Origin of the sequence: Rhodococcus sp. M8 (assembly GCF_015654185.1) — a bacterium.
GTDB lineage: Bacteria > Actinomycetota > Actinomycetes > Mycobacteriales > Mycobacteriaceae > Rhodococcus > Rhodococcus aetherivorans.
The window spans coordinates 5439848-5464898 of record NZ_CP064065.1 but is presented as its reverse complement, the minus strand read 5'-3'; the positions used below and the strand labels follow the sequence as shown (position 1 = coordinate 5464898).

Annotated in this window: 21 protein-coding genes and 1 tRNA gene; 12 read left to right on the top strand and 10 right to left on the bottom strand. The window is 67.8% G+C overall.

What is annotated here, in order from left to right; all coding sequences use genetic code 11:
* The first annotated feature begins 25 nt into the window (after positions 1 to 25).
* Genes ISO16_RS24920 through ISO16_RS24910 form a run of 3 tightly spaced genes read left to right on the top strand, consistent with a single transcriptional unit; the run spans position 26 to position 3946 of the window.
* Positions 26 to 775 (top strand): hypothetical protein, encoded by a 750-nt coding sequence (locus ISO16_RS24920; RefSeq protein WP_050034794.1) that lies wholly within the window; start codon positions 26 to 28, stop codon positions 773 to 775.
* Positions 772 to 2181, top strand: a complete 1410-nt coding sequence (locus ISO16_RS24915; RefSeq protein ID WP_065922869.1) for an O-antigen ligase family protein — start codon at positions 772 to 774, stop codon at positions 2179 to 2181. The genes ISO16_RS24920 and ISO16_RS24915 overlap by 4 nt, the downstream gene beginning before the upstream one ends.
* Positions 2171 to 3946, top strand: a complete 1776-nt coding sequence (locus ISO16_RS24910) for a DUF4082 domain-containing protein (RefSeq protein WP_083662411.1) — start codon at positions 2171 to 2173, stop codon at positions 3944 to 3946. Before ISO16_RS24915 ends, ISO16_RS24910 begins: the two co-directional genes overlap by 11 nt.
* 17 nt (positions 3947 to 3963) lie before the next feature.
* On the opposite strand, the gene ISO16_RS24905 is transcribed toward ISO16_RS24910, so the two are convergent.
* Positions 3964 to 4821 (bottom strand): glycosyltransferase, encoded by an 858-nt coding sequence (locus tag ISO16_RS24905; protein ID WP_082120205.1) that lies wholly within the window; start codon positions 4819 to 4821, stop codon positions 3964 to 3966.
* Positions 4814 to 6553 carry a WecB/TagA/CpsF family glycosyltransferase gene (locus ISO16_RS24900; protein WP_082120204.1) on the bottom strand — a complete coding sequence of 580 codons (1740 nt, stop codon included), beginning with the start codon at positions 6551 to 6553 and terminating at the stop codon, positions 4814 to 4816. The genes ISO16_RS24905 and ISO16_RS24900 overlap by 8 nt, the downstream gene beginning before the upstream one ends.
* 544 nt (positions 6554 to 7097) lie before the next feature.
* Between ISO16_RS24900 and ISO16_RS24895 the strand changes: the two genes are divergently transcribed.
* Positions 7098 to 8021, top strand: a complete 924-nt coding sequence (locus ISO16_RS24895) for a GDP-L-fucose synthase family protein (RefSeq protein ID WP_072634652.1) — start codon at positions 7098 to 7100, stop codon at positions 8019 to 8021.
* Between the two features lie 10 nt (positions 8022 to 8031).
* Here ISO16_RS24895 and gmd read toward each other — a convergent pair whose 3' ends face one another.
* Positions 8032 to 9069: a GDP-mannose 4,6-dehydratase gene (gmd, locus tag ISO16_RS24890; RefSeq protein ID WP_050034791.1), complete on the bottom strand. Its 1038-nt coding sequence runs from the start codon at positions 9067 to 9069 to the stop codon at positions 8032 to 8034.
* Positions 9069 to 10325, bottom strand: coding sequence for a glycosyltransferase family 4 protein (locus tag ISO16_RS24885; RefSeq protein WP_072634635.1), 1257 nt, complete (start codon positions 10323 to 10325; stop codon positions 9069 to 9071). Before ISO16_RS24885 ends, gmd begins: the two co-directional genes overlap by 1 nt.
* Before the next feature lie 134 nt (positions 10326 to 10459).
* Here ISO16_RS24885 and ISO16_RS24880 point away from each other — a divergent pair, with 134 nt between their 5' ends.
* From ISO16_RS24880 to ISO16_RS24870, 3 genes are all read left to right on the top strand, one after another.
* Positions 10460 to 11122, top strand: coding sequence for a hypothetical protein (locus ISO16_RS24880; RefSeq protein WP_050034789.1), 663 nt, complete (start codon positions 10460 to 10462; stop codon positions 11120 to 11122).
* 263 nt (positions 11123 to 11385) lie between these two features.
* The gene (locus ISO16_RS24875) at positions 11386 to 12363 is read left to right on the top strand and encodes a hypothetical protein (protein WP_050034788.1); all 978 of its coding nucleotides are present in this window, start codon (positions 11386 to 11388) and stop codon (positions 12361 to 12363) included.
* 141 nt (positions 12364 to 12504) lie between these two features.
* Entirely contained in the window at positions 12505 to 13404 is a 900-nt protein-coding gene (locus ISO16_RS24870) for a glycosyltransferase family 2 protein (RefSeq protein ID WP_065922872.1), read from the top strand.
* 60 nt (positions 13405 to 13464) lie between these two features.
* Here ISO16_RS24870 and ISO16_RS24865 read toward each other — a convergent pair whose 3' ends face one another.
* The 6 genes from ISO16_RS24865 to ISO16_RS24840 form a co-directional block, all read right to left on the bottom strand.
* A complete protein-coding gene (locus ISO16_RS24865) occupies positions 13465 to 14355 on the bottom strand; it encodes a MazG family protein (protein WP_050034786.1) in 891 nt (296 codons plus the stop codon).
* Positions 14356 to 14485: 130 nt separating this feature from the next.
* Complete coding sequence (mfd, locus tag ISO16_RS24860; RefSeq protein ID WP_029542134.1) at positions 14486 to 18118, bottom strand: transcription-repair coupling factor; 3633 nt, start codon at positions 18116 to 18118, stop codon at positions 14486 to 14488.
* An 88-nt stretch (positions 18119 to 18206) separates the two neighbouring features.
* On the bottom strand, positions 18207 to 18782 hold the full coding sequence (locus ISO16_RS24855; protein WP_072634633.1) for a PIN domain-containing protein: 576 nt from the start codon (positions 18780 to 18782) through the stop codon (positions 18207 to 18209).
* A gap of 11 nt (positions 18783 to 18793) precedes the next feature.
* Entirely contained in the window at positions 18794 to 19126 is a 333-nt protein-coding gene (locus ISO16_RS24850; protein WP_006938886.1) for a helix-turn-helix domain-containing protein, read from the bottom strand.
* A 44-nt stretch (positions 19127 to 19170) separates the two neighbouring features.
* Positions 19171 to 19806 (bottom strand): ScbR family autoregulator-binding transcription factor, encoded by a 636-nt coding sequence (locus ISO16_RS24845; RefSeq protein ID WP_029542131.1) that lies wholly within the window; start codon positions 19804 to 19806, stop codon positions 19171 to 19173.
* 160 nt (positions 19807 to 19966) lie between these two features.
* Positions 19967 to 20560 (bottom strand): TetR/AcrR family transcriptional regulator, encoded by a 594-nt coding sequence (locus ISO16_RS24840; protein ID WP_037201479.1) that lies wholly within the window; start codon positions 20558 to 20560, stop codon positions 19967 to 19969.
* 234 nt (positions 20561 to 20794) lie between these two features.
* Between ISO16_RS24840 and ISO16_RS24835 the strand changes: the two genes are divergently transcribed.
* The 5 genes from ISO16_RS24835 (at position 20795) to ISO16_RS24815 (ending at position 24937) form a co-directional block, all read left to right on the top strand.
* Positions 20795 to 20866 (top strand) — tRNA-Gln (locus ISO16_RS24835).
* Between the two features lie 71 nt (positions 20867 to 20937).
* The gene (gene glmU, locus ISO16_RS24830; RefSeq protein ID WP_029542129.1) at positions 20938 to 22416 is read left to right on the top strand and encodes a bifunctional UDP-N-acetylglucosamine diphosphorylase/glucosamine-1-phosphate N-acetyltransferase GlmU; all 1479 of its coding nucleotides are present in this window, start codon (positions 20938 to 20940) and stop codon (positions 22414 to 22416) included.
* Positions 22413 to 23393, top strand: coding sequence for a ribose-phosphate diphosphokinase (locus tag ISO16_RS24825; RefSeq protein WP_006938895.1), 981 nt, complete (start codon positions 22413 to 22415; stop codon positions 23391 to 23393). The genes glmU and ISO16_RS24825 overlap by 4 nt, the downstream gene beginning before the upstream one ends.
* 53 nt (positions 23394 to 23446) lie before the next feature.
* Positions 23447 to 24076, top strand: a complete 630-nt coding sequence (locus ISO16_RS24820; RefSeq protein ID WP_072634632.1) for a DUF2461 domain-containing protein — start codon at positions 23447 to 23449, stop codon at positions 24074 to 24076.
* Positions 24077 to 24268: 192 nt separating this feature from the next.
* A complete protein-coding gene (locus ISO16_RS24815; protein WP_072634631.1) occupies positions 24269 to 24937 on the top strand; it encodes a hypothetical protein in 669 nt (222 codons plus the stop codon).
* Positions 24938 to 25051 lie beyond the last annotated feature (114 nt).

The following is a 25051-nucleotide window of genomic DNA, read 5'->3' as shown; positions in this document are numbered from 1 at the left end:
CATCCGATGATGAGGGGGCATTGACATGGATCTGTTCGATGTCGTGCGGTCGTGCTTCCGCCGCTGGTATGTCGTACTTCCACTTCTGGCGATCACCGCGTGGTACAGCTACGGCGTCTACAGCTCCGTGAAACCGGTCTACTACGCAAGCGCGGTCATCGGCTTGGCTCCGCCGAGTGTCCGGCAGGACACGCCCTCGACTGGCGGCGAGATCCGGCGGAACGGTCTGCTGGATGTCGGTGGAGCGTCACTGCTGGCGAATCTGACCGCACTCGGGCTGAGGGAACCGTCCGTGGTGGACCGGGTCGTGGCGGCCGGTGGCCTGTCCGATTACGGCGCGAAGGCATTCCCGACCCCATCTCCCAACCCGCAGCTGCCGCTGGTGTTCGTCGAGGAGACGGCGTCGGATCCTGCCGACGTGACGAAGACCTTGGAGCTTGTTGCCGCACAGGCCGAAGTGACGCTGCGGACCCTGCAGCAGCAAGCTCGGGTACCCGAGGATCAGATGGTCACGTCGTTCGTCGTGACACCGCCCGGCGTCCCGACGGCCGCGATGCCCACCCGCACACGCTCGACCGTTGCGATCCTTGCCACCGGGGTCGGACTATCGATCCTGTTCACCGTGTTGGTCGACGTTTCGCTGACGCGGCTGAAATCACGCAGGCAGACAGCCCAACCTCCGTCGCCGGCAGGTCCGCGCCCCGGCAGATCCTCGTACAACCCCGACGGCGAAGGCGGACGTATGCCTGCCGACGGTGCCGTGGATGCCCGATGAAGACTACGGTCTTCGTTGCGCGCCGACGGCCGGGCGATCACTTCGACGGTGCGGTCCGCGGTGCCGAACAGCGAGAACGCACCCCGTGGTTTCTCGCCTTCCTGTGTCTCCTGATCCCCTGCCTACCGGCCTTCGCCACCCTGCCCGGCCCGCTCAAGAGCAACGGTTCACCTGCGCGGATGGCCGCGGTCATGCTGTTCGGCCTCGTCGTCCTCGGATTCCTGACGGTCCGACGCACCACAACTCACCCCACGGTGAACCCTGGGGTGGTCGTCATGCTTCTGTTCTTCCTGCTGCTGACCCTGGTCTACGGAATCGGGTTGCTCCGTACGGGCGATGCCCTGGTAGAAGCCAACAAGACCCGGGCGATCATCACCCTGGTCGCAAATGTGGGGGTGGCCCTCTATGTTCTCGTGAGAATCGAGAGCACACGGCAGCGGACCATCATCCTCGGCTGCCTCACCGTAGGTCTGGCATTCGCGTGTTCGGTCGGACTACTCCAGAGTCTGACCTCGATCGATCTGCGATTCCTGTTCATGCCCCCGGGCTTCGTCGTGAACCTCGATCCCGAGTACCTGCAGTTCACCGAGCGGAGAGGCGCCGTGCGTGTTGTCGGTACCTCCGAGCACGCGATCGAATTCTCCGTTCTGGCTGCAGTGACCGTGCCGATGACCATCCACTTTGCGCGTTACGCCACGCGCCGGAGCGCCCGCTGGGCTGCGGTCGCCACGTGCGGTGTGGCGTTGGTGTCCATGCCCGCCGCCATCTCTCGCACCGGCGTGCTCACTCTGCTCGCGTGCCTGCTCGTCTACATGTTCGCGTTCCAGGTTCGGCAGCTGGTCCTGGCCGCCGTCGCCGGGGCGGCCGCGATCATGGGCTATGCCGTCGCCTTCCCGGAGACACTGGATGCGCTGTGGCGGACGATCACGGGTTCGGAGCAGGATGACAGTATCCTGACGCGGACAGCCGACTATGCCGCAGTGTCGCAGACCTTTCGCGAGAATCCTGTCTTCGGGGTCGGCCTCGGTGGAGCTCCTCCCAGCGCGTATCAATTGCTGGACAACGAGTGGCTACGGACGATCGTGCAGGGCGGTGTTGTAGGACTCGCCGCGATGATTCTGCTGACGGGAGGAGCAATCTTCGGCATCTCGGCGGGATTGCGCCGCGCCACCTCACCCCGGGAACGCGATCAGGCCTACATGATGGGATCAGTGCTGGTGGGCATCCTGGTCTCCAGCACTACCTTCGACCTGTTCTTCTACCAGCAGGCAACCTTCGTCTTCTTCATCGTGTTCGGCCTGCTGTGGTCCACCTTCAGCGTTTCGGTGCCGGAAATCGACTCACCCGACCGATACGACGCAGAACGCGACATTTCCTCGCCACAGGCTGACGACAGTGCTCGATAAGCGCCCGACAGCACGTTCCCTCGTCGCCCCGCTGCTCGTGGCGGTGATGGTGCTTACCGGATCATGCACGCAAGGCTCCCCCGACACGGCCGAACGTCCCGGCTCGCCGGCAGGAAGCCTGTGGTCCGACGAAACCGTCCCGGCCGTCTCCGGCGATCCCGCCGCGCGGCCGATCGAAGTCGGCACCGAGTTCACGACGACGAGCGATGGAGTCGTCACCGCCGCGCGGTTCTATCAGGGACCGGAGGACACAGGGGCGGTCACCGCCACCTTGTGGTCGTCCGACGGCACCGCCTTGGGTACCGTCCCGATCACCACCGGCCCGAGCGGCTGGCGGAACGTACCGTTCGACGAACCGATTCCGATACAAGCGCACGGAAGCTACGTGATCTCCTACCGTGCTTCGAATGGGCACTATCCGACGGATCTGAACACCTTCGACCTGGGCGCAACCGTGAAGAGCGGATGGTTGACCGCGCGCGACGGACGGTTCACCTACGGCGAGGGAATCCCCGACCAGTCGGGAAACGGTGCCGCCTATTTCGTCGACGTCGTGTTCGAGCCGACGGGTCCGTCGCTGCGATCGGTCGACGGCGGTGAGGAGTACTACGACACCTTCGAGAATTCGCTGCCAACGTCGCCGGACTACTTCCCTCTCGCAGTATGGTTCGCGAGCGTGACCTCCCCTGAGGAGGCTGCCGTCGATCGGACCATCGGACTCAATACCTACGTCGAACTGACCGAAGACAGCGACGTGCGGGTGATTCGTGACAGCGGGATGTTCGCCCTTCCCAGCCGCCCGGACCCGCTCGCGTCCGGTCAACTGACCACAGACGAGGCGGACATGTGGGCGGGTGCCGGAGATGCGCCGTGGACGGGTCGGATGCCTGACGATCGACCGATCTGCGTACCCGAACAAGCTAAGTGCGGTTACACGGTGATGTATGCGTTCAGGAGCAAAGTACCGTCGGGCGTCATGACCTTCACGAATTACGGCAAGGGCGTCACCTTCTGGGAGCCCCGGGACGCAGCCGAGCGATTCGTCAACGACTTTCAGGATGTCGTATCCGCAGACAACTACTGGTTCACCGACGATACGATCTGTCAGGCCGACCAGGGCGGTGTCCTCACGAAGGACGGGCAGGCCGACCTCTCCCCCGCGGAGTGCCATCTGGCGGCCAATTACGGTGTGACAACACGATACGTCCGCTCCTTGGTCCAGCCGCCTGCGGCGATGCCGGTGTGGAACTTCGTGGAGGTGGGTCACCCCTTCGAGGAGGACACGGGCGGCACGATCACGGGCCCGCAGATTCGAGCCGCGGTCTGGAGCAGCATCATCAACGGCGCACGCGGCATCGTCTACTTCTCCCACAACTTCGGCGGATCGTGCCTGTCGTACAACATCTTCCGGGATCGGTGCGGAGACGGCATCCGCGACGACGTCAGGGCAGTCAACGATCAGATCAATCGACTGGCCCCAGTTCTCAATGCACCGTTCGTCGACGGATTTGCCAGATCCGACGGACCCGTCGATCTGGCTGCCAAGTATCACGAGGGAAGTCTCTACGTGCTCGCGGGATCCACGCGGAACGAGGGCGGAGACGCCACGATCGCCCTTGCATGCGGGAATGCGGACCAGGTGGAGGTCTTGGACGAAGGGCGGAGCATACCCGTCACCGGTAACACATTCCGGGACACATTCGACGACGGCAACGCCGTTCATCTTTATCGGATCGACCGGACTGCCGACTGCGACCTCCAGTAGCACCCCTCATGAACCCCTCACCGAGGCTCTCGACTGCTTTCGTCGCGCTCCCACGGCACGTTCGGATGCAGTGCACCCCGCCGGGCCGCGAGCGCCACCGCGATGTACACCGCTGCATCCCCAGCCGATCCGGGTCCCCGGATCGACCGCAGCACCGCGCGAGCGGTGGCCGGGCCGGTGCGGCGCACGCGACTCCGGTCGACGACGCGCGCTTCGGTGCCGCCGCGATGACTGCGACGCAGAATTGCGAGCAGACTTCCGACATCAGTAGGAGTCGTGACCACGGCCGGTTCCGTACGCACCACGGATTTCTCATCGGCGTCGAACAGAGAGTCGACGAAAAGATCGTCCCCCGTAAGATCCGGGAAGGATCCGAACCTCGCATGCCCCTGTCTGCTCAGGCCGTACACACCGGCACCCCACAGTATGGGCTCTCGCTGCGGAATCCGCTGCCGGGCACGGTAGTAGCTGCGAACCAGTGGGTCGGAGCGGTCGAACGCGTAACGGAACTCGGGACGAGCGGCGAGCACGTCACCGCGGGCGAGTCGATCGAGGACGGCCAGTACCGCACCGGCCGAAATCCGGATGTCGGCGTCCAGGTACAGCCGGGGCCACATCGTGGCGATCCGGTCACCGGTATTCAGTGCCGCAGGTTTGGACCCCTCCCGCAACTCGACAACGTGCACGCCCGGGATACGTCGGGCCACCGCGGCGGTGTCGTCGGTACAGCCGTTGGGCACCACAATCAGCTCGATATACCCCTCGGTTGCAGCGTGGCTGAGCGGCAGGAGCGTCCGCTCGATCACCGCGGCTTCGTTGTACGCGGGAACGATCACTGCGCCGCGTCGGTGCGGTCCCGACAGTTGTTCAGCCATGTGAGGTCGCGTGCGGGAGATCTCGCCATTTCCTGCGGTTCAGCACAGCTGCGAGCGTACGTCGACGCTCCCGATCGTAGGAGCGCAGCGCTTCGGCCAATGCCACAGCTCCGCGGAAAAGCACCGCGTACGCGGCTCCGTGGTGTCGTTTCACGTATCGAATTCGGTTCACGGCCATGAGCCGTGCGAGAGCCGGCGATGTACCCGAGCCTCCCTGGCGGTGTTGCACCACCGCCGACGGCTCGAACCGAACCAAATGGCCGCTCTCGCGGATGCGACGGAAGTAGTCCGTCTCCTCGGAGTAGAGAAAGAACTCCTCGTTCCAGGGGCCTACCTCGTGCGCCACCGTGGTTCGAATGAGCAGTGCGGCTCCGGTTGCCCAGTCCACATCGTGAGCTTCGAGGTAATCTGCTGGACAGTAATCGATTTCGGAAAGCAAGGACGGCCTCTTACGAAGTCTGCGGCCGAGCAATGCGTCCCCGACCGCACGCGAGAGCGAGGGCTCGCGTCGAATCGAGTTGTAGACTGCGCCGTCTGCGTCGAGAATGAGCGGTACCACGGCCCCTATTCGGTCGTCGCCACGGAGCGATGTCATCAAGCGGGTCACCGCTCCAGGGGCCAACGACAGATCAGGATTGAGTATCAGCACGGCCTCGCACGGCTCCACGAACGGCATCGCCGCATTGATGCCACCGGCATAGCCGAGATTCCCCCCGGACTCGACCAACGTGATGTCGGTGTGCGAGCGCACCACATCGGTTGTGCCGTCGGACGACTGGTTGTCGACGACAACGACGCGGATCGACTGGTCGCGAGCAGCGATACGCAGGTCGTCGATCAGCCCGGGCAGATCGGACACACTGTTGTACGTCACCACCACCACGGCGACGGTAGCCCGCCGTCGGGGCCCGACGAATGCACCGCGCCCCACACTCCTGTCGGGATGCGCCATCGCCGCTTCGTGCTGGAGGGTCGGTTCTCGGCGCATCAACCGCAGCAATTCCGGCGGATCGTGCACGAGATAGCGACGGCTCAACCGTCGTGGCTCCAGCATCAGTCGCCACGTCCACTCGAAGCCGTGGTCCGCCATCCACCGCGGCGCCCGGCTCACGCGGCCGGCGAGGAAGTCCACCACGGCACCGAACGCGAGCAGCACCCGCGCTCCGGTGTCCGGGCCGAATCGCGCAATCCAATTCTCCTGCAGGGGCTTTCCCAGTCCCACGATCAGGATTTCCACCTCGGCCGAACGGATGTCGGCGGCGATTCCCGCCGACGTTCGGGAGTCGAGTATCTCGGATCGCGCCGGCGCCCAGGTGCCCGCGACCTGCAGGGCGGGAAGGCGCATCCTCAGCGTCTTGCGGAGTTGCTCGTGTGTCTCGGCGGTCCCGCCGAGAAACCCCACCCGCGTGCCGTGTTTCGCCGCGTACTCCAGAATCGGCCAGATCAGGTCACTGCCCGAAAGCTTCGGCCAAGGCCGACCGCTGAGTGCCTCGGCTTTCCGGACGAGCGGCACTCCGTCGAGCAGTGTGAGCCAGCGCAGCCCCCTGGACGGCTCTCCGATGGAAACCGCAGGTGGACGGTCCGTCCAGAAGCTGTCGCGTTCGAAGTGATGGAGATGGTCGAGGTTGGCCGATGCGACGGCGAGCGGGTCCGGTAGGCGGAGCGCATCGACGATGAGGGCCATCGCGAGCTCTCGATCGACCAGATCGATCGGAACGGCATCCACAACCATTCGAGGCCACGGCGTCGGACATGGGTGCGCCGGACCGCGCAGGTCTCGCTGTCCGTGATCCCAACTCGTCCCACCCAACTCGCACCCCTCGAGGCGTCGTTGTTCCGTCGAATTTTACCCGAGCTGCATGCAGTTCGGGCCCGATACGTGCGTGCGCGGCCAGATCCGAGCACCCGACGACGCGGTGAGCTCGCCGGCACGTGCCGGCCGTGTCGCGTTCCGTCGGCTCAGTCGCAGTCCTGCCCTTACACCGGGCACGCGCTGAGAATCTCCGCGCGTCGACGAACGAGCAAGTGGTAACCTTCGAACCCGGTACCGGCTCCGGTTCGAGGTGATCGGTTGGAGGAAGTTGCGGTGCGTGCATGTGCCACCCTCTCCCGGACATCACCGGAGCGTTCGGGACCCCCACCGGAGGATCGAGGTGGCCGTGTCGGATACCGACCCTGCACGGGATAGCGTCGATGTCGATCGGTCCGATCGAGCCTCCTGCGTCGCAGGTCGTCATCCCGGGACGAACTCCTACCCCCTACCTCGAAGCACCCGGATCTACATCGCGGGTCACCGGGGACTGGTGGGATCGGCGCTGTGGCGCCACTTCGCAAAGCGCGGCTTCGAGAATCTGATCGGACGTAGTTCGGCCGAATTGGATCTGCGCGACGCCCGCGCTACCACGGAGTTCTTCGAGGCGACCCGCCCGCAGGTGGTGATCGCCGCAGCAGCACGGGTCGGCGGGATCGCAGCGAACGCTCGTCGACCCGCCGACTTCATCTCCGACAATGTGCGCATACAGGTGAACCTGCTGGACAGCGCCGTCGCGAGTGGCGTGAAGCGATTCCTCTTCCTGGGGTCGAGCTGCATCTACCCCAAGTTCGCAGAACAGCCGATTCGCGAAGAGGCACTCTTCACGGGTCCCTTGGAGGAGACGAACGAAAGCTACGCGGTCGCGAAGCTGGCCGGGATCGCGCACGTCACCGCCATCCGCCGCCAGCACGGCCTGCCCTACATCAGCGCGATGCCCACGAACCTCTACGGTCCGGGCGACAACTTCAGCCCGCACGACAGCCACGTCCTGCCCGCCATGATCCGTCGCCTCCATGACGCGGCCCGGGACAGCGCTCCGCATGCAACGTGCTGGGGCACGGGCCGGCCCCGGCGCGAGTTCATGTATGTCGACGACTTCGCGGATGCCTGCCACTTCCTGCTGGACCACTACGACGACTGCCGGCCGGTCAATGTGGGCACTGGTAGTGACGTAACGATCGCCGAGATCGCGCACCTTGTCGCCGACGTGGTCGGCTACCGCGGGGAGATTCGGTGGGATCCGTCGAAGCCGGACGGCACCCCGCGCAAGTTGCTCGACGTCCGACGCCTCACGGAACTCGGATGGACCGCGAAGACCCCGCTCGAGGAGGGCGTCCGGATGACATACGAGTGGTTCGTCGCGCATCAGGGAACCTGTCGCAGCTGATCCCACAGGGTCAGTGCGACGAGGTGCCCCACCCCGGCAGCTCGGGTCTGTCGATCCGGTGACCGCCTCGAGATTCGAGTGCCGCGAGGTCGGCGTCCACCATGATCTTCACGAGTTGGGGAGTGCGCACCCGAGGATTCCAGCCGAGGATCGCTCCGGCCTTCGCTGCGTCGCCGATCACCGAGTCGACCTCCGCGGGGCGAAGGTAGCGTTCGTCGAATCGCACGTACTTCTCCCAGTCGAGACCGGCGTGGTCGAACGCGAGGGCAAGGAATTCGCGCACGGAATAGCCTTCTCCCGTCGCCAGCACATAGTCGTCCGGGGTCTCGGCCTGCATCATCCGCCACATCCCCTCGACGTATTCGGGTGCGTAACCCCAGTCACGGACTGCGTCGACGTTGCCCATGTACAGATGCCGATCCAGGCCGGCCCGGATGCGAGCCACCGCACGGGTGATCTTTCGCGTGACGAAGGTTTCCCCCCGTCTGGGTGATTCGTGGTTGAACAGGATGCCGTTGACTGTGAAGAGACCATATGCCTCCCGGTAGTTGCGTGCCGTCCAGTAGGCGAACACCTTGGCGGTGCCGTACGGCGAGCGGGGATGGAACGGCGTCTCCTCATTCTGCGGCGGCGGCGATGCGCCGAACATCTCCGAACTCGACGCTTGGTAGAAGCGGCAGTCGAGTCCGATCTGGTGAATCGTCTCGAGCAGCCGAATTGTTCCGAGTGCTGTTGTTTCGGCGGTGTATTCCGGCTCGTCGAAACTCACGCGAACGTGTGACTGCGCCGCCAGGTGGTACACCTCGTCGGGACGAATCGCCGACAGCAGCGCCGTGAGCCGTGCCCCGTCGAGGAGTTCTCCGTAGTGCAGGAACAACCTCGCGCCGGGTACGTGAGAGTCCACGTACAGGTGTTCGATCCGGTGGGTGTTGAACGTCGAGGCACGGCGGATGACTCCGTGGACCTCGTAGCCCTTGTTCAGCAGCAACTCCGCGAGATAGGACCCGTCCTGTCCGGTTATGCCGGTCACGAGTGCGCGTTTGACCATCAGCGCGGCCTCTGCCTGCGCGACTCGCGCACGAGATCCCCGATCCATTTCTCGTAGCGCTCCAGGGCCTCGTATGTGGACAAGGTTGTAGCGCAGTAGCGACGTCCCTGCTCCCCCATGTGTGCGGCGAGCGCCCCGTCCGTGCCCAATCGGACCGCCTCCCGGAGCAACAGGTCCGGTCGGTCGGCCGGGATACGGATACCGGCCCCTGATGCGGCGATCTCGGTCGCCGTGAATCCGTCCGCGTCGGTCGCCGCGAGGACAGGCTTGCCGGAGTTGAAATAGGACGTCAGCTTGCTGGGTACCGCCATCTGCGCGACGCCGGGTCGTTCGTTCACGAGAAGCACATCCGCAGCTCCGAGCGCTGAAGGAAAGTCCTCCTCTGTGACCGGCGCCAGGAACTGCAGTGTGGGGATTCCGGCGCCCGCAGCCTCCAGACGAACGCGCTGGTTGCCGTCACCGAGCAGGACGAACCGCACACGGCGGCCTTCGCGACTTGCCAGCCGGGCCGCCGCGACAACATTTTCCAAGCCCTGTTTGGTGCCCATGTTTCCAGCATGCAAGATCACCACCTCGTCGGAATCCCAGCCGTGTGCGGCACGGAATGCGGAGCTGGCCGCGGGATCCGGGGGTGCGACATGGTTCCAGTTCCGGATCGTGCGTATTCTTCTGCGGTCGACGCCGAGGTGCTCCTCGAGGATCTGCGCGAATCCGTCGTGGATCACCACAATGCCGTCCGCCGACCGAAGGAATGCAGATTCCACCGCCTGTGCCACGCAGGCGGACAAGCCCGACAGCGCCGCCGCCTCCACGACCCCACGGCTGTAGAGGTCGTGGACGATGACGCCGATTGCAGGTCGCCGCCACGACAGCCGTGCGCGCACCACGGACAGTCCTGCCGCCAGCAATGGTGGACTCACGCAGAGGACGACGTCGGGTCCGTTCCATCGCGCGAGCAGAAGCTGAAGCCCGAAGCTCATCTCCATCAACGCTCGACCGACTGCCGTAGCACCCCGCGGGACGTGGTGACCGAAGCGCCGAATCCGAACGCGATCCTCGATTTCGTCGGATCGGAACCGGAAACCTCCGTCCAGGCGCTTCCATTGCGGATAATGAGGGAATCCGGTCAGAACTTCGACTTCGTGCCCACGCGCGGCCAATCCGGACGCGAGAAGGGTCGTATAGGGCGCGATCCCGGTCGGCTCTGGGGCGAAGTTGATGCCCAGGATCGCGATACGAACCTTCGGTCCGGTCATGAGAACCGAGGGTAGTACGCGCGAACCACGCAAACGGCGCATCGAACCGGATCGAGATCGGCCCTGTCGTCGCACGGCGGTGATAGCATAGGCGTCTTGCGAACGTCGAGAGCCTGATCACCGGAGGGGGATCTGTGGCCGGCACCCAACTGCGACGCATACTCGTGGATTCTCCGACATCTCTGGGCGCCAGAACGAGGATGCGGCGTTGGCAGATGTTTCGTGAGGCATTCCCGGCGATCGAGAACATGCGGGTTCTGGATCTCGGCGGAACGATAGAGGCATGGCGCCGTGCCCCGGTCAGGCCCGAGCACGTTACGGTACTCAATCTCTTCGAGCCCGGTGAGTCCGACGACGGGTGGATCGTTCCCGTCCTCGGTGATGCGTGCGATGCGACCCGCGTCCTTGCACAGGCGGACGTCGACTCCCGCTTCGACATCGTGTTCTCGAATTCACTCATCGAGCACGTGGGCGGACATGCCCGCAGAGCGGAGCTGGCGCGACAGGTCCGGCGCCTCGCGCCGCACTATTGGATTCAGACGCCATATCGTTACTTCCCCCTCGAACCGCACTGGCTCTTTCCCGGAATGCAGTTTCTGCCTGCCGCTGCCCGGGTCGCCATTGCCGCACACTGGCCCTTGGTCCACACGAGGCCGGCGAACATCGACGAGGCGCGCAACGAGGTTCTGTGGACCGAACTGGTGAGCATCACAGAGATGCGCGACTACTTCCCCACGGCGACCATTCTGCGCGAACGGATACTGGGTGTCCCCAAATCGATCATCGCGGTGGGCTGACGGATGCCACTCCCGACACCCGATTCGACCCGAAATCCTGGGGTGCTTTCCGACAGAGCGCTCCGTCCGAGTCGAAGATTCGACGGCAAGGCCGGAGGTAGCATCGAAATGGAACAGGCCCCGATGGCGATCCCGAACACGAATCGCCCGTTCGCCCGGTAGCGCAGCGCGGAGGACGTCCCGGATCGCTGCAATCGTGGTCCACCGCGTACACCCGGACATCCGACGCGCTGCAGCCCCCGGGAGGGAAGGAAACACTCACGATGACGAAGTCCGCGACCATTCCGGGCCTGCGCGTCGGCGACCTGGTCGAGGTTCGAAGCGCCGAAGAGATCCTCGCGACGCTGGACGAACGGGGCGAGCTCGAGAACCTGCCCTTCATGCCGGAGATGCTCGGGTTCTGCGGCCGTCGGCTGACCGTGCACAAGGTTGCGCACAAGCTCTGCGACACCATTTCGGGCAGCGGCATCCACAGGATGGACAATGCGGTACACCTGACCGATTCGCGCTGTGACGGCTCCGCGCACGGGGGCTGCCAGACAGCGTGTTCCCTGTACTGGAAGGAAGCCTGGCTCAAACGCGTCGGCCCCGGAACGCCGACTTCGTCCGTCTCCGGCCGTATCGAGATTCCATTGCTCGAGGTCAACACCCGCAAGGAACCGGGACCCGACGGCCGACCACGCTATTCGTGCCAGGCCACCGAGCTGATGCGCGCCGCGCCGACGTGCCTGCCGTTCCGCGATCTCGGCCAGTATGTGACGGACGTGAAGACCGGAAACGCCGGTCCCATCGACTCGATCAAGGCCTTTCTCGTAAGCCTGTTCAATCGCCTGCAGGACGCCAGCAGGCGGCGGCTACCGCGCAAGCTGTGGTTCCGCGACGGGCTGCCCTGGGGCTTCGTCGCGGGCAAGGCGGTCGGAAGGACGCCGACCGCCCACCTGAACCTCCAACCGGGCGAGATGGTACGCATCAAGCCCAAGGATCAGATCATGTTGACGCTCAACGAAGATCGGTTGAACCGGGGCATGGGCTTCGAGGAAGAGATGGCCCGCTACTGCGGCCGCACGGCACGAGTGCAGGCCCGGGTCACCAAATGTATAGATGAGAAGACCGGCGAGTTGCTGACCATGAAGAACCCCTGCATCGTGCTGGCGGACGTCGTCTGCAGCGGCGCGTACAACGCCAACTGCCCCCGCGAATTCGTGCCTTTCTGGCGGGAAATCTGGCTCGAACGTATCTGAAAACCGGACTCGGTGTCCGGTCCACCGAGTACCGGCCTGATCGAAGAAGCCGCCAGGCCTGTCGTCGCCCCGGCCCGAGCATTCCGCCCGAGGCGTGGAGGCACGGTGTAATGCACGAGTCGAGCGACGAGGGGGTGCCCGATGGGCCACACCGACACGCTGGTCTCCATCGGGTTGCCCGTTCGCGACGGGGCGGATCGCCTCGAGGTCGTGGTGCAATCGGTGCTCGCCCAGGACCACACCGACATCGAACTCGTGATCTGCGATAACGCCTCCACCGACGGGACCGAGGAGCTGTGCCGCAGCCTGGCGGAGCAACACAGCCGGGTCGTCTACCACCGGCACCCCGTGAACGTGGGCCTGCTCAACAACTACATCAGCGCGCTCCGGCTGGCCACCGGCACCTTCTTTCGGTGGGTAGGCGATGACGACTGGCTTGCACCGCGCTGCATCTCCAGGGCTCTGGAGGCGTTCGCAGCCGACGACCGGCTGATCCTGGTGACGAACCGAATCGAGTACACCGCTCCGGACGGCCTGACACGACTCAGCCCGCACCACGGCACGGCCCTCGCTTCCGACGACCCGGTTACGCGGTTCACCGCGATGCTGGGGATGCTGAACGAGGCCATCCCCCTAGTCGACCCTCTGTACAGCTTGATCCGACGCGAACCCGCGGTACGGATCGAGCGTCGGAACATGCTGCGCGAAGACGAGGTGTTCGCCGCCAAGCTGGCGCTTGCCGGGCCATGGGGGCACGTGCCGGAGGTGCTGGCGCGACGGCACCTGACGCATGCGACACCGTCGATGCTGGCACGCAAGCTCGACGTACCGTCGTGGCAGGCGTACATCGCGACCACACTGGAGTGCAGGGAAATGGTGCGATCGCTGGCCGAGTACGACCTGAGCGCCGAGCAGCGGCGCAGGGCCCGGCGCGCAGTGGCCCAATTGTATGCACGGCGCCAGCAGGACTTGCTGATTCGAGTCGGCCGTAAGCTCACGCGCACGACCCGCCGACGTGCAGGACGTCGCCAGACAGGTTAGGCCGCGGGCGGCGGGCTGCCGCATCCTGCCGGGTCGGGCGACCCCGACCGGCGTCGTCGCTCACGTCTGCGGCCAATACCTGCGCCAGTCGTCGCTCGACAATGGTCTTCGCTTACCGCGATCGGCTTCGGCGGCGTCTTCGGCTCTGCGGATCCGGCCGGCGAAAGCCACGACAGCGGTCCGCAGCGTCTGCTCGGCGCTGCCCTCACCGCAGATCCGTACCGAACCGAGCGATTCCGGTACCAGATCCGACGGAAATCCCGCCTTGGCGCTGCGGGTCAGCACCTTCTCGGTCAACGCCAGCGCCGGCTGCGCCATCGCGATGCCGTCCAGGCAGGAGGGCCGGGCCTTCTCCGCCGCCTTCGCCACCTCCCACGCCGCCTCCTGCTCAGCCACGTCGATCGGGCCGGTATGACCGTTGGTCAGGTGCGGGCTGCGCAACGCGAGCTTGGTGACGAGCGTGTCGGCGACATCGTCGACGGTGAACGGGTCGGTGCCGGACTCCTGGGCGATCCGCGAGTGGAACAGCACCTGGAGCAACAGGTCTCCCAGTTCCTCGCGCAGGCCGTGCGGGTCACCTTCCTCGATCGCGTCGAGCAGTTCGTAGGTCTCCTCGAGCAGGTAGCGGCGCAACGAATCGTGCGTCTGGGTGACCTCCCAGCCGCCGAATCCCCACAGCCGGTCCATCACCTCCACGGCACGCAGCAGGCGCTCCCCCGGCGCGGGCGGGGCGGCGATCACCCGCTCACCCCGCCGCACGCGTTCACGCACCGCCTCGTGCCCGGCATCGACGGCCACCAACGTCTCGGCGTCGGATCCCGCTGTCGCGCCGAGCGTTTCCCGAACCGCCGCCGGCACGTCGTCGGTGCAGGCGAGCGGCCCGGTCAGCAGCGGCACCGCCTCGAGCGGCACCGATCCGGGCCGGTACGGGTCGAGCAGAATCACCGTCACGGCCGTCGCCTCACATTCCCCGTCGCTGCGCTCGCCCCGGTCACATTCCCCGTCGCTGCGCTCGCCCCGGTCACATTCCCCGTCGCTGCGCTCGCCCCGGTCACATTCCCCGTCGCTGCGCTCGCCCCGGTCACACGCTCGCGACGGCCGGCACGCGCACGTCCACCGAACCCTGCGCCTTACCGTCGAGGGCGAGCAGGAAGTCCGCGATGTACTGCAGCAACTCGACGTCGCGCACCCGATCGGAGCCCACCCCACCGGTCCGCGGCAACGGCAGCTGCACCAGGCCGCTCGTGGCCCGGTACTGCGCCGCCGGGTAGAGCCGCTTGAGCCGCATCTGCTTCGAATCCGGCAGATGCATCGGCGAGATCTTCAGCTGGGTACCGGAGACCGCGACCTCCTCGAGGGCGTACTCGCGGCACAGCAGGCGCAGCTTGGCCACCGACACCAGCCGGCCGACCTCCTCGGGCAGCGGGCCGTAGCGGTCGACGAGTTCCTCGACCACCGCGGCGATCGCGTCGTCGTCGTGCGCCGCGGCGAGCTTGCGGTAGGCCTCGAGCCGCAGCCGGTCGGAGGTCACGTAGTCCGGCGGGATGTGGGCGTCGACCGGCAGGTCCACGCGCACCTCCTTGGCGGCCTCCTCCGTGGCGACGGGCCGGCCGTCCGCGGCGGCCCGGAAGGCCTCCACCGCCTCGCCGACGAGCCGCACGTACAGATCGAACCCGACGCCGGCGACGTGACCGGACTGCTCCGCGCCCAGCACGTTTCCCGCGCCGCGGATCTCGAGGTCCTTCATGGCCACGGCCATGCCCGCACCGAGGTCGGAGTTCTGGGAGATCGTGGCGAGCCGGTCGTACGCCGTCTCGGTCAGCGGCTTCTCCGGCGGATACAGGAAGTACGCGTAACCCCGCTCGCGGGACCGGCCGACGCGCCCGCGCAGCTGATGCAGCTGCGACAGGCCGAGCGAATCGGCGCGTTCGACGATGAGGGTGTTGGCGTTGGAGATGTCCAGGCCCGTTTCGACGATGGTGGTGCACACCAGGACGTCGTACTGACGTTCCCAGAAGCCCTGCACGGTCTTCTCGAGGGTGTCCTCGTTCATCTGCCCGTGCGCGACCGCCACCCGCGCCTCGGGGACGAGGTCACGAATCCGCTTGGCGGCCTTGTCGATCGAGCTGACCCGGTTGTGCACGTAGAACACCTGCCCGTCGCGCAGCAGCTCGCGACGGATGGCGGCGGCGACCTGCTTGTCCGCGTAGGCGCCCACGTAGGTGAGCACCGGGTGCCGCTCCTCGGGCGGGGTGAGGATCGTCGACATCTCGCGGATGCCGGCCATGCTCATCTCCAGGGTGCGCGGAATCGGCGTCGCGGACATGGTCAGCACGTCGACGTGCGTGCGCAGCGCCTTGATGTGCTCCTTGTGCTCGACGCCGAATCGCTGCTCCTCGTCCACGATCACGAGGCCGAGGTCCTTCCAGCGCACGCCGGTCTGCAGCAGCCGGTGGGTGCCGACGACGATGTCGACCGCGCCGTCGGCGAGGGCAGCGATCGTCTCCTTCGACTCGGCGGGATCGGTGAAGCGGCTCAGGCCCTTGACGGTGACGGGGAACGACGCCATCCGCTCCGTGAAGGTCTGCAGGTGCTGTTGCGCCAGCAGCGTGGTGGGCACCAGCACCGCGACCTGCTTGCCGTCCTGCACGGCCTTGAACGCGGCGCGCACCGCGATCTCGGTCTTGCCGTAGCCGACGTCGCCGATGACGACGCGGTCCATCGGGACCGCCTTCTCCATGTCGGCCTTGACCTCGGAGATGACGGTGAGCTGATCCTGGGTCTCGGTGAACGCGAACGCGTCCTCCATCTCCTTCTGCCACGGGGTGTCCGGGGCGAACGCGTGCCCGGGCGCGGCCTGGCGCGCCGCGTACAGCTGCACCAGCTCCCCGGCGATCTCACGAACAGCCTTGCGCGCCTTGCGTTTCGTGTTGGCCCAGTCGGAGCCGCCGAGCTTGCTCAGGGCGGGCATCTCGCCGCCGACGTAGCGGGAGAGCTGATCGAGGGACTCCATCGGCACGAACAGCCGGTCACCCGGCTGCCCGCGTTTGCTCGGGGCGTACTCGATGACCAGGTACTCGCGGCGGGCACCGCCCACGGTCCGTTCCACCATCTCGACGAAACGGCCGATGCCGTGCTGGTCGTGGACCACCATGTCCCCGGCGGTGAGCGCCAGCGGGTCGACCTGGTTGCGACGCTTGACCGGCGTGCGGCGCCCCTCGGCGGCGGTCACCCGGTTGCCCGTGAGGTCGGACTCGGTGACGAGCACCAGGCCGGGCACGTCCGCGCCGTCGCCCGGCAGGACCACGCCGTCGTGCAGCGCGCCGCACAGCACCCCGACCGTGCCGCGCACCGGCTCGGCGCCCGGATCGAGACGCGCGGCGGGCACGTCGTTCTCCTGCAGGCGCTCGAGCACCCGCTGCCCGGTGCCGGCGCCCGCGACGACGATCGCGGCCCGCCCGCCGGTGGTGACGTGCGCGCGCAGGTTCGCGAAGAGCATCGTCAGCAGCTCGTCCGAGCCGCGCACCTCCGGCGCCGGCTGCACGTCGAGCACGACCTCGGTGTCGGCGCCCGACGCCAGCGGGCTCAGCGTCCACCACGGCCGGCCCGCCGCCTCCGCCGTCTGCCGCACCTGGGTCAGCGGCCGGTACGCCGACGCGGCCAGGTCCACGCCCTTCATGTTGGCGGTGTCCAGCGGCGCGGCACCACCGAGCGAGGCCGCGGTCCACGACGCCTCGAGAAACTCCTGACCGGTGCGCATCAGATCCGCCGCGCGGGTGCGCACCTTCTCCGGATCGCACAGCAGCACGTGCGTGCCGGCCGGCACGACGTCGGTCAACAGCTGCAGCTCGCCCGTCTGCAGCACCGGCAGCAGCGCCTCCATGCCCTCGACCGGAATGCCGGAGGCCATCTTGTCGAGCATCTCCACCAGCGCCGCATCGGCCGGGTTGTCCTGCGCCAGCCGGGCCGCGCGCTCCTTGACCTGCTCGGTGAGCAGCAGCTCCCGGCAGGGCGGGGCGATGAGGGTGCCCACCTCGAGTTCGGGGATGGACCGCTGGTCGGCGACGGAGAACGGGCGCAGCTCGGTGACCTCGTCGCCCCAGAACTCGACCCGCACCGGATGGTCCGCGGTCGGCGGGAAGACGTCGAGGATGCCGCCGCGCACCGCGAACTCGCCGCGCTTGCCGACCATGTCGGCGCGGGTGTAGGCCAGCTCGACGAGCCGCTCGATCAGCTCGTCGAAGTCGTGCTCCGCGCCGACCCGCAGGGTGACGGGCTCGATGTCGCCCAGACGCGGGGCCATCGGCTGCACCAGCGACCGCACGGTCGCGACGATCACCCGCAGCTCGGGGCCGTAGTCGCGGTCCTCGGGGTGGGCGAGCCGGCGCAGCACCTGCAACCGGCGGCCGACGGTGTCGGCGCTGGGCGAGAGCCGCTCGTGCGGCAGCGTCTCCCACGACGGGAACTGCGCGACGACGTCGCCGAGCATCTCGTGCAGTTCGGCCGTCAGGTCGTCCGCCTCGCGGCCGGTCGCGGTCACCACGAGCAGCGGCGTCTTCGCCGCGAGCGCGGCGGCGACGAACGGCCGGGCCGACGGCGGGGCCACCAGGGCCTGTTCGGCGGTCCCGGCGAGGGCGGCCACACGTTCGAGCTGAGCGTCGGCCAGCGCGATCCGCGCCAATCCGGACAGGGGGGTGACGGACACGTCGGACACGGGAAGGGCGCTCCTGGGTTCGAGAAGAGGACCGTCCGAGTCTATGCGGTGTCCGGTTCGGGCTGCCAGGACCACCGGGGGCGTCCGGTCACGGTCGGACCGGGTCCGCGGCCAGCAGATCGGCGCTGTTGTCGCCGAGATCGCGACGGGCCCACGCGGCCAGCCGGGTCTGCAGGGCGGCGTCGGGGGTCTCCTCGCCGGGCCCGAGCCACCGCCGTCGCGCCATCCGCAGCAGCACGCGCCGGCAACGCTGCGGCTCGGCGTCGAGCACGTACGCGACGAACGCGTCCGGCGTCTGCGGCTCGACCCCGGACCGCTCGAGCGAGCGAGCGAGACCGGCGTCGGTGGTGACGACGACGTCGGCCTGCGCGAACAGCGCCACCGCGGTCAGGTGCGCGTCGCGGGGATCGCTGATGTACGGCACCTCCCGCAGCACCGTGGCCGGCCAGGTCACCCGGGCCTCGGGGAAGGCGGTTTCGAGTTCGGCGAACAGGAAGTCCCGCGCCGGGCGCGACATGTGCGACGGCAGCCGCCGCTCCACCTCGGCGACGATGCCGTCGCTCCAATAGGGCTGGAACAGCGCGTCTTCGGCCAGGGCGAGCAGCACGTCGCGCACGCGTGGCGGCGTCAGCGCCGGCGCGTCGAGTACCGCTCGGATCGGCACGACCGTTCCCCCTAGAAGTCGTCGTCGTAGAGGCCGTCGCGGCGGCTCAGGTCGGCGACGGTGTCCAGGGCCCGGGTCCGGGTCTCGGCGCGCCGCTCGGCGTAGGCGAGGACGTCGGCGCGGCGGATGCGGCGGTGCAGGCCGCGGAACCGGGACGGCAGGGTGCCGTCGTCGACGAGGCGGCCCACATGCCGGCGACCGACGCCGAGCACGTCCGCCGCCTGGGCGGTGGTGAGCATCGCCGGCACCGGGGTGATGGTCACGGCGGCAGCGGCGCCGAGCTCGTCCAGGGTGCGGGCGAGTGCCGCACCGGCCGCGTCCGCGTCGAACGGTCCCAGGGTCACGGCGGCGATCGTGTCAGGCGGAGGCACCGAACGCAATCGCCCGGCTACACCCGCAGCCGGCGCGAGACGAACTGCCGGAAGTACTCGACCTTGTCGGCGGGCACGAGCGCGGGCACCAGCAGGCGCCACATGTTCTCGAGGTGCTCGACGAGCTCGTCCCGACGATTCAGTGCCGCCGCGACCGCGCGAGCCCCGGTCAGGGCCTGCAGCACGAGCAGGCCCACCGCGTCCGGTTCGAGCTCCTCGCTCAGGTCGCCCTCCGCGAGGGCCCGCTTGGCGAGATCCTGCACCGTCGAGAGCCAGATCGCGAAGACCCCTTCCCCGGACCCGCGGTAGTCGCCGATCTCGATCACCAGCCGGAACATGGCGCGCACGATCGGGTCGGCGCGGGACACGTCGACCGTGAGGACCGACAGTTCGATCATGGTCTCGAGGGCGGGGGTCCGGTCGCTGATCGCGCTCAGCCCGGCCGAACCCAGCCGGGCGAAGCCCTCGTCGATGACCGCGCGGGCCAGCTCCTCCTTGGAGGCGAAGTGGAAGTACAGCGCGCCCTTGGTGACTCCGGACTGCTGGATGATCTCGTTGAGGCTGGCGTTGGCGTAGCCGAGATTCATGAACACTTCCGCGGCGCCGCGCAACACGGAGTCGCGCGTCACCTCGGCGCGAACCTGCCGGGCCATTCATCCCCCTCGATGCGGGCTCGGCGCCGCCCGGCGACCCGGACGATCGGCGCCGATCGCCGCTCCGCTGGGTACCACGATCACCTCGCAATTGCTCGTCGAGTCGGCTGGGCAACGATACCACCTGGTAGGGGCGCGATCGGGAGTTCGCATCGCCCGGTCAGTCGGTCCCGAGCTGCGGATTCGCCTCCAGATGGGTGAGGCCGTTCCAGCACAGGTTCACCAGGTGGGCGGCCACGACCTCCTTCGACGGGCTGCGCTCGTCCAGCCACCACGTGGCGGCCGTCGCGACCATGCCCACCAGCGCCTGCGCATACAGCGGGGCCAGGTCCGGGTCGAAGCCCCGGCGGGAGAAGTCGCCGGCGAGGATGTGCGCCACCTGCCGCACCGCCTCGTTCAGCAGGGACGAGTACGTGCCCTCCTCCGCGGCGACCGGGGAGTCCCGCACGAGGATGCGGAAGCCGTCGGTGCGTTCCTCGACGTAGGTGAGCAGGGCGAGCGCCACCCGCTCGACCCGGATGCGCGAGCGGTTCTGCGTCAGGCTCGCGCTGATCATCGACATCAGGGTCGACATCTCCCGGTCCACGACCACGGCGTACAGGCCTTCCTTGCCGCCGAAGTGCTCGTAGACCACGGGCTTGGAGACCTGGGCCCGCTGGGCGATCTCCTCGATGGACGCCGCCTCGTAGCCGCGCTCGGCGAAGATCGCCCGCCCGATCTCGATGAGCTGTTCCCGGCGCTGGGTCCCGGTCATCCGGACCCGGGGGCTGCGGTCGGCGTGGTTCTGCGACGGTTTCGACACGTGTACATCCTTTCCGGCACCCGGCCGGACCCTGTGCCACCGGAAAACACCGAGGACGACGCGCGGCGGGTTGCGATCAGCCTATCCGTGGCGGCGACGCGCCCGGCCCCGCGTTCGACTCCGGGTGTGGCGGCATGCGAGGATCACAGACGCATGACCGGGGCGTCGGCGCCGGGAATGCGGCAGTCCGCCGTGGTGTAATCGGCAGCACCTCTGATTTTGGTTCAGATAGTTCAGGTTCGAGTCCTGGCGGCGGAGCGGGGCAGTCGGGGCCGGCGAGCTCCCCTGCCGGTGCCGAACCTGCGCATGTCGAACGTCGAGGGAGCTTCATGCAAGTGCAGACCGCAGTTGTCGTTCTGGCGGCCGGAGCGGGTACGCGAATGCGATCCAAGACCCCGAAGGTGCTGCACACACTCGGGGGTCGCACGATGCTCGCCCATTCGCTGCACGCGGCCGCAGAGCTGGACCCGAGCCACCTGGTGGTGGTCGTCGGGCACGAGCGCGAGCGGGTTTCCGCCGCGACCGCCGAGATCGCCGAGACGCTCGACCGCAAGGTGTCGATCGCGGTCCAGGACCGGCAGCTCGGTACCGGGCACGCGGTGCAGTGCGGGCTCGACGCGCTGCCCGGCGACTTCTCCGGCGTGGTCGTGGTCACCAACGCCGATGTCCCGCTGCTCGACGGCCACACCCTCGAGGCTCTCGAAGCCGAGCACCTCGCCGAACCGGCGCAGTCGGCGGTGACCGTCCTGACGTTCCTCGCCGACGATCCCACCGGGTACGGCCGCATCGTCCGGAACGGCCACGGCGAGATCCGCGAGATCGTCGAGGAGACCGACACCGACGCCGAGCAGGCTGCCATCAACGAGGTCAACGCCGGCATCTACGCCTTCGACGCGAAGTTCCTCCGCAGCGCGCTGACCCGGCTGCGGGCCCACAATGCGCAGGGCGAGCTGTACCTGACGGACGTCGTCACGATCGCCCGGGAGGACGGCCTGCCGGTGTTCGCCGCCCAGCTCGCCGACCCGATGAAGGTCGCGGGCGCGAACGACCGGGTGCAGCTCGCGGCGCTCGCCGCGCAGTTGAACCGGCGCACCCTCGAGCACTGGATGCGGGCGGGTGTGACCGTGATCGACCCGTCCAGCACGTGGGTGGACGTCGACGTCGTCCTCGCCCGGGACGTGACCCTGCACCCCGGGGTGCAGCTGCACGGCCGGACCGTGGTCGACGAGGACGCGGTGATCGGCCCGGACACCACGCTGACGAACGTGCGGATCGGCGCCGGGGCGTCGGTCGTGCGCACCCACGGGTCGGACTCCGTGATCGGCGAGGGCGCGACCGTCGGGCCGTTCGCCTACCTGCGGCCGGGCACCGACCTCGGCGAGTCCGGCAAGATCGGCACGTTCGTGGAGACCAAGAACGCCGAGATCGGGCCGCACTCGAAGGTGCCGCATCTGACCTACGTCGGCGACGCCACCATCGGCGAGTACTCGAACATCGGGGCCTCGAGCGTGTTCGTCAACTACGACGGCGTGCACAAGTCGCGCACGGTCGTCGGATCCCACGTCCGGACCGGGTCGGACACCATGTTCGTGGCCCCCGTGACGGTCGGCGACGGAGCTTACACCGGCGCCGGCACGGTCCTGCGCCGCAACGTTCCGCCGGGGGCGCTTGCGGTGTCGGGTGCGCCACAGCGCAATATTGAAGGCTGGGTCCAGCGAAACCGACCCGGGACCCCCGCGGCCGAGGCAGCGTCTGCAGCACGGCAGCAGCAAGAGATCGAACGGCATAAGGACGGCCAGGACCAGTGACCTCCAATTGGATCGACAACCAGAAGAACTTGATGCTCTTCTCCGGCCGGGCCCACCCCGAGCTGGCCGAGCAGGTGGCGAAGGAGCTCGACGTCCAGGTCACCCCGCAGACCGCGCGTGACTTCGCCAACGGCGAGATCTTCGTGCGGTTCGAGGAGTCCGTGCGCGGCTCCGACGCGTTCGTGCTGCAGAGCCACCCGTTCCCGCTCAACCAGTGGGTGATGGAACAGCTCATCATGATCGATGCGCTCAAGCGAGGATCGGCCAAGCGCATCACCGCCGTCCTGCCGTTCTACCCGTACGCCCGCCAGGACAAGAAGCACCGCGGCCGTGAGCCCATCTCCGCCCGCCTGATCGCCGATCTGCTCAAGACCGCCGGCGCGGACCGCATCATCACCGTCGATCTGCACACCGACCAGATCCAGGGCTTCTTCGACGGACCGGTCGACCACATGCACGCCCAGGGCCAGCTCGCCGAGTACATCCGCGACAGGTACGGCGTCGAGAACATCGCCGTGGTCTCCCCCGACTCCGGCCGCGTCCGCGTCGCCGAGAAGTGGGCCGACACCCTCGGGGGCGCCCCGCTGGCGTTCATCCACAAGACCCGCGACCCGCTGGTCCCGAACCAGGTCAAGTCCAACCGCGTGGTCGGTGAGGTCGAGGGCCGCACCTGCATCCTCATCGACGACATGATCGACACCGGCGGCACCATCGCCGGGGCCGTGAAGATCCTGAAGGAGGCCGGCGCGGGCGACGTCGTCATCGCCGCCACCCACGGCGTGCTCTCGCACCCCGCCTCCGAGCGCCTCGCCGCGTGCGGTGCCGAGGAGGTCATCGTCACCAACACGCTGCCGATCGACGACGAGAAGCGGTTCCCGACGCTCACCGTCCTGTCGATCGCGCCGCTGCTCGCGCGCACCATCCAGGAGGTGTTCGAGAACGGCTCGGTGACGTCGCTGTTCAACGGTTCCGCGTAGTCGCGGAAGGCGGTGTACTTTCGGACCGTCACCGGACCGAAAGGACACCCGGCATGTTCACCGGCTTCCCCGTTGCCGCCCTCGACTTCTACGAAGACCTCGAGGCGGACAACAGCAAGCCGTTCTGGGCCGCGCACAAGGCCGTCTACGACGACTGCGTGCGCGGCCCGATGCTTGCCCTGCTCGCGGAACTCGAACCGGAGTTCGGCCCGGGCAAGGCGTTTCGTCCGCATCGCGACGTCCGCTTCAGCGCGGACAAGTCGCCGTACAAGACTCATCAGGGCGGATTCGTGCAAACCGGGCCCGGCGTCGGGTTCTACGTGCAGATCGACGCCGCCGGGCTGCGGATCGCCGGCGGCTTCTACGCGGGCTCGTCCGCACAGGTCTCCGCATACCGTGCCACCGTGGACGATTCGCGCCACGGTCCCCGGCTCGAGACGCTCGTGCGGCGGCTGCGCCGGGCCGGGTACGAGATCGGTGGCGAACGGCTGAAGACCCGTCCGCGCGGCGTCGCGGAGGATCACCCCCGCCTCGACCTGCTGCGGCACAAGTCCCTCACCGCGGCGCGGGAGCACCCGTCGCCCGAGTGGCTCGACTCGCCGCGCACCCTCGACGAGGTGCGCACCGCGTGGCGCGACGTCCGGCCGCTCGTGGAGTGGCTGACCGCCGCCACCGCCGCCTGAAAAGCGTTCGCATCGCGGTCGATTCCGAGCCCCCTCGGCAAACCGATCGGTATGGAAAGTCGTGTGGCACAAGGCTTTGCCGCCCGGACGCCGACGGTTAACATGATCTTCATCACTCCGACATCCCTCAGCCGCAGGTCGTGCAGGACCCCCCCGACCGACCGGGCCGGCTTTGACTTAAGGTGGCTCCTCGTGATCGACGCTCAAACCCTCGAGGCCCCCACCGAAAACGCGAAACTCGAGACCGTCCGGCGGTGGAGGCCGGGAGCCTGCGTCTGGTGCGGCGACACCGATTCCGTCGAGGAGTTCCGCAACGAACCCCGTTGCGCCACTTGCCGCACGCACGAGTCGATCATCGACGAGGCGCGCAAGTTCGTCGGCATGTACGGCCTGCGTCCCATCGGCGGCACCCTGCAGTCGGACGACGAGGAGGAGTACGAGCACCGCAAGGCCGCCCGCGACTCACGCCGCGTCCTCAACGACATCCGGCTCGCCGAACAGCCCGACCCCGCCCTCGTCCGCAAGGCCCTGCGCCCCCGCGCCGCCGCCGTCGTCGCCGAGACCGCCCCGGCGCGCCGGACCGTCACGCCGCGCACGTCCTCGTCGCGCCCGTCGCAGCGCGCCGCCTCCGAGCCGGCCCCCGCGCCGGTGCGCACCGGCGCCGTCGACGTCGACGAGATCCAGAACCGCGCCCTCGCGCTGCTCGACCAGCTCTCCGCGATCGACGCGCAGCTCGCCCTCGTCGCCGAGCAGTCCGGCCTCGCCGCCCGCGCCCGCCGCGGTGACCTCGAGAAGCAGAAGGCGACCGTCCTGCGCACCCTGGCTGCTCTGGAGAAGGCCCGGCTCAGCGCCACCCGATAGGGAACTTCTCGCCCCGAGGGGGAGGTTGTCGCGGCATCGTTCGAGTGCCGCAGTCGACAACCTCCCCCTCGTCGCATATATCACCTGGTGGGACTACGCATACCGGACATCCCT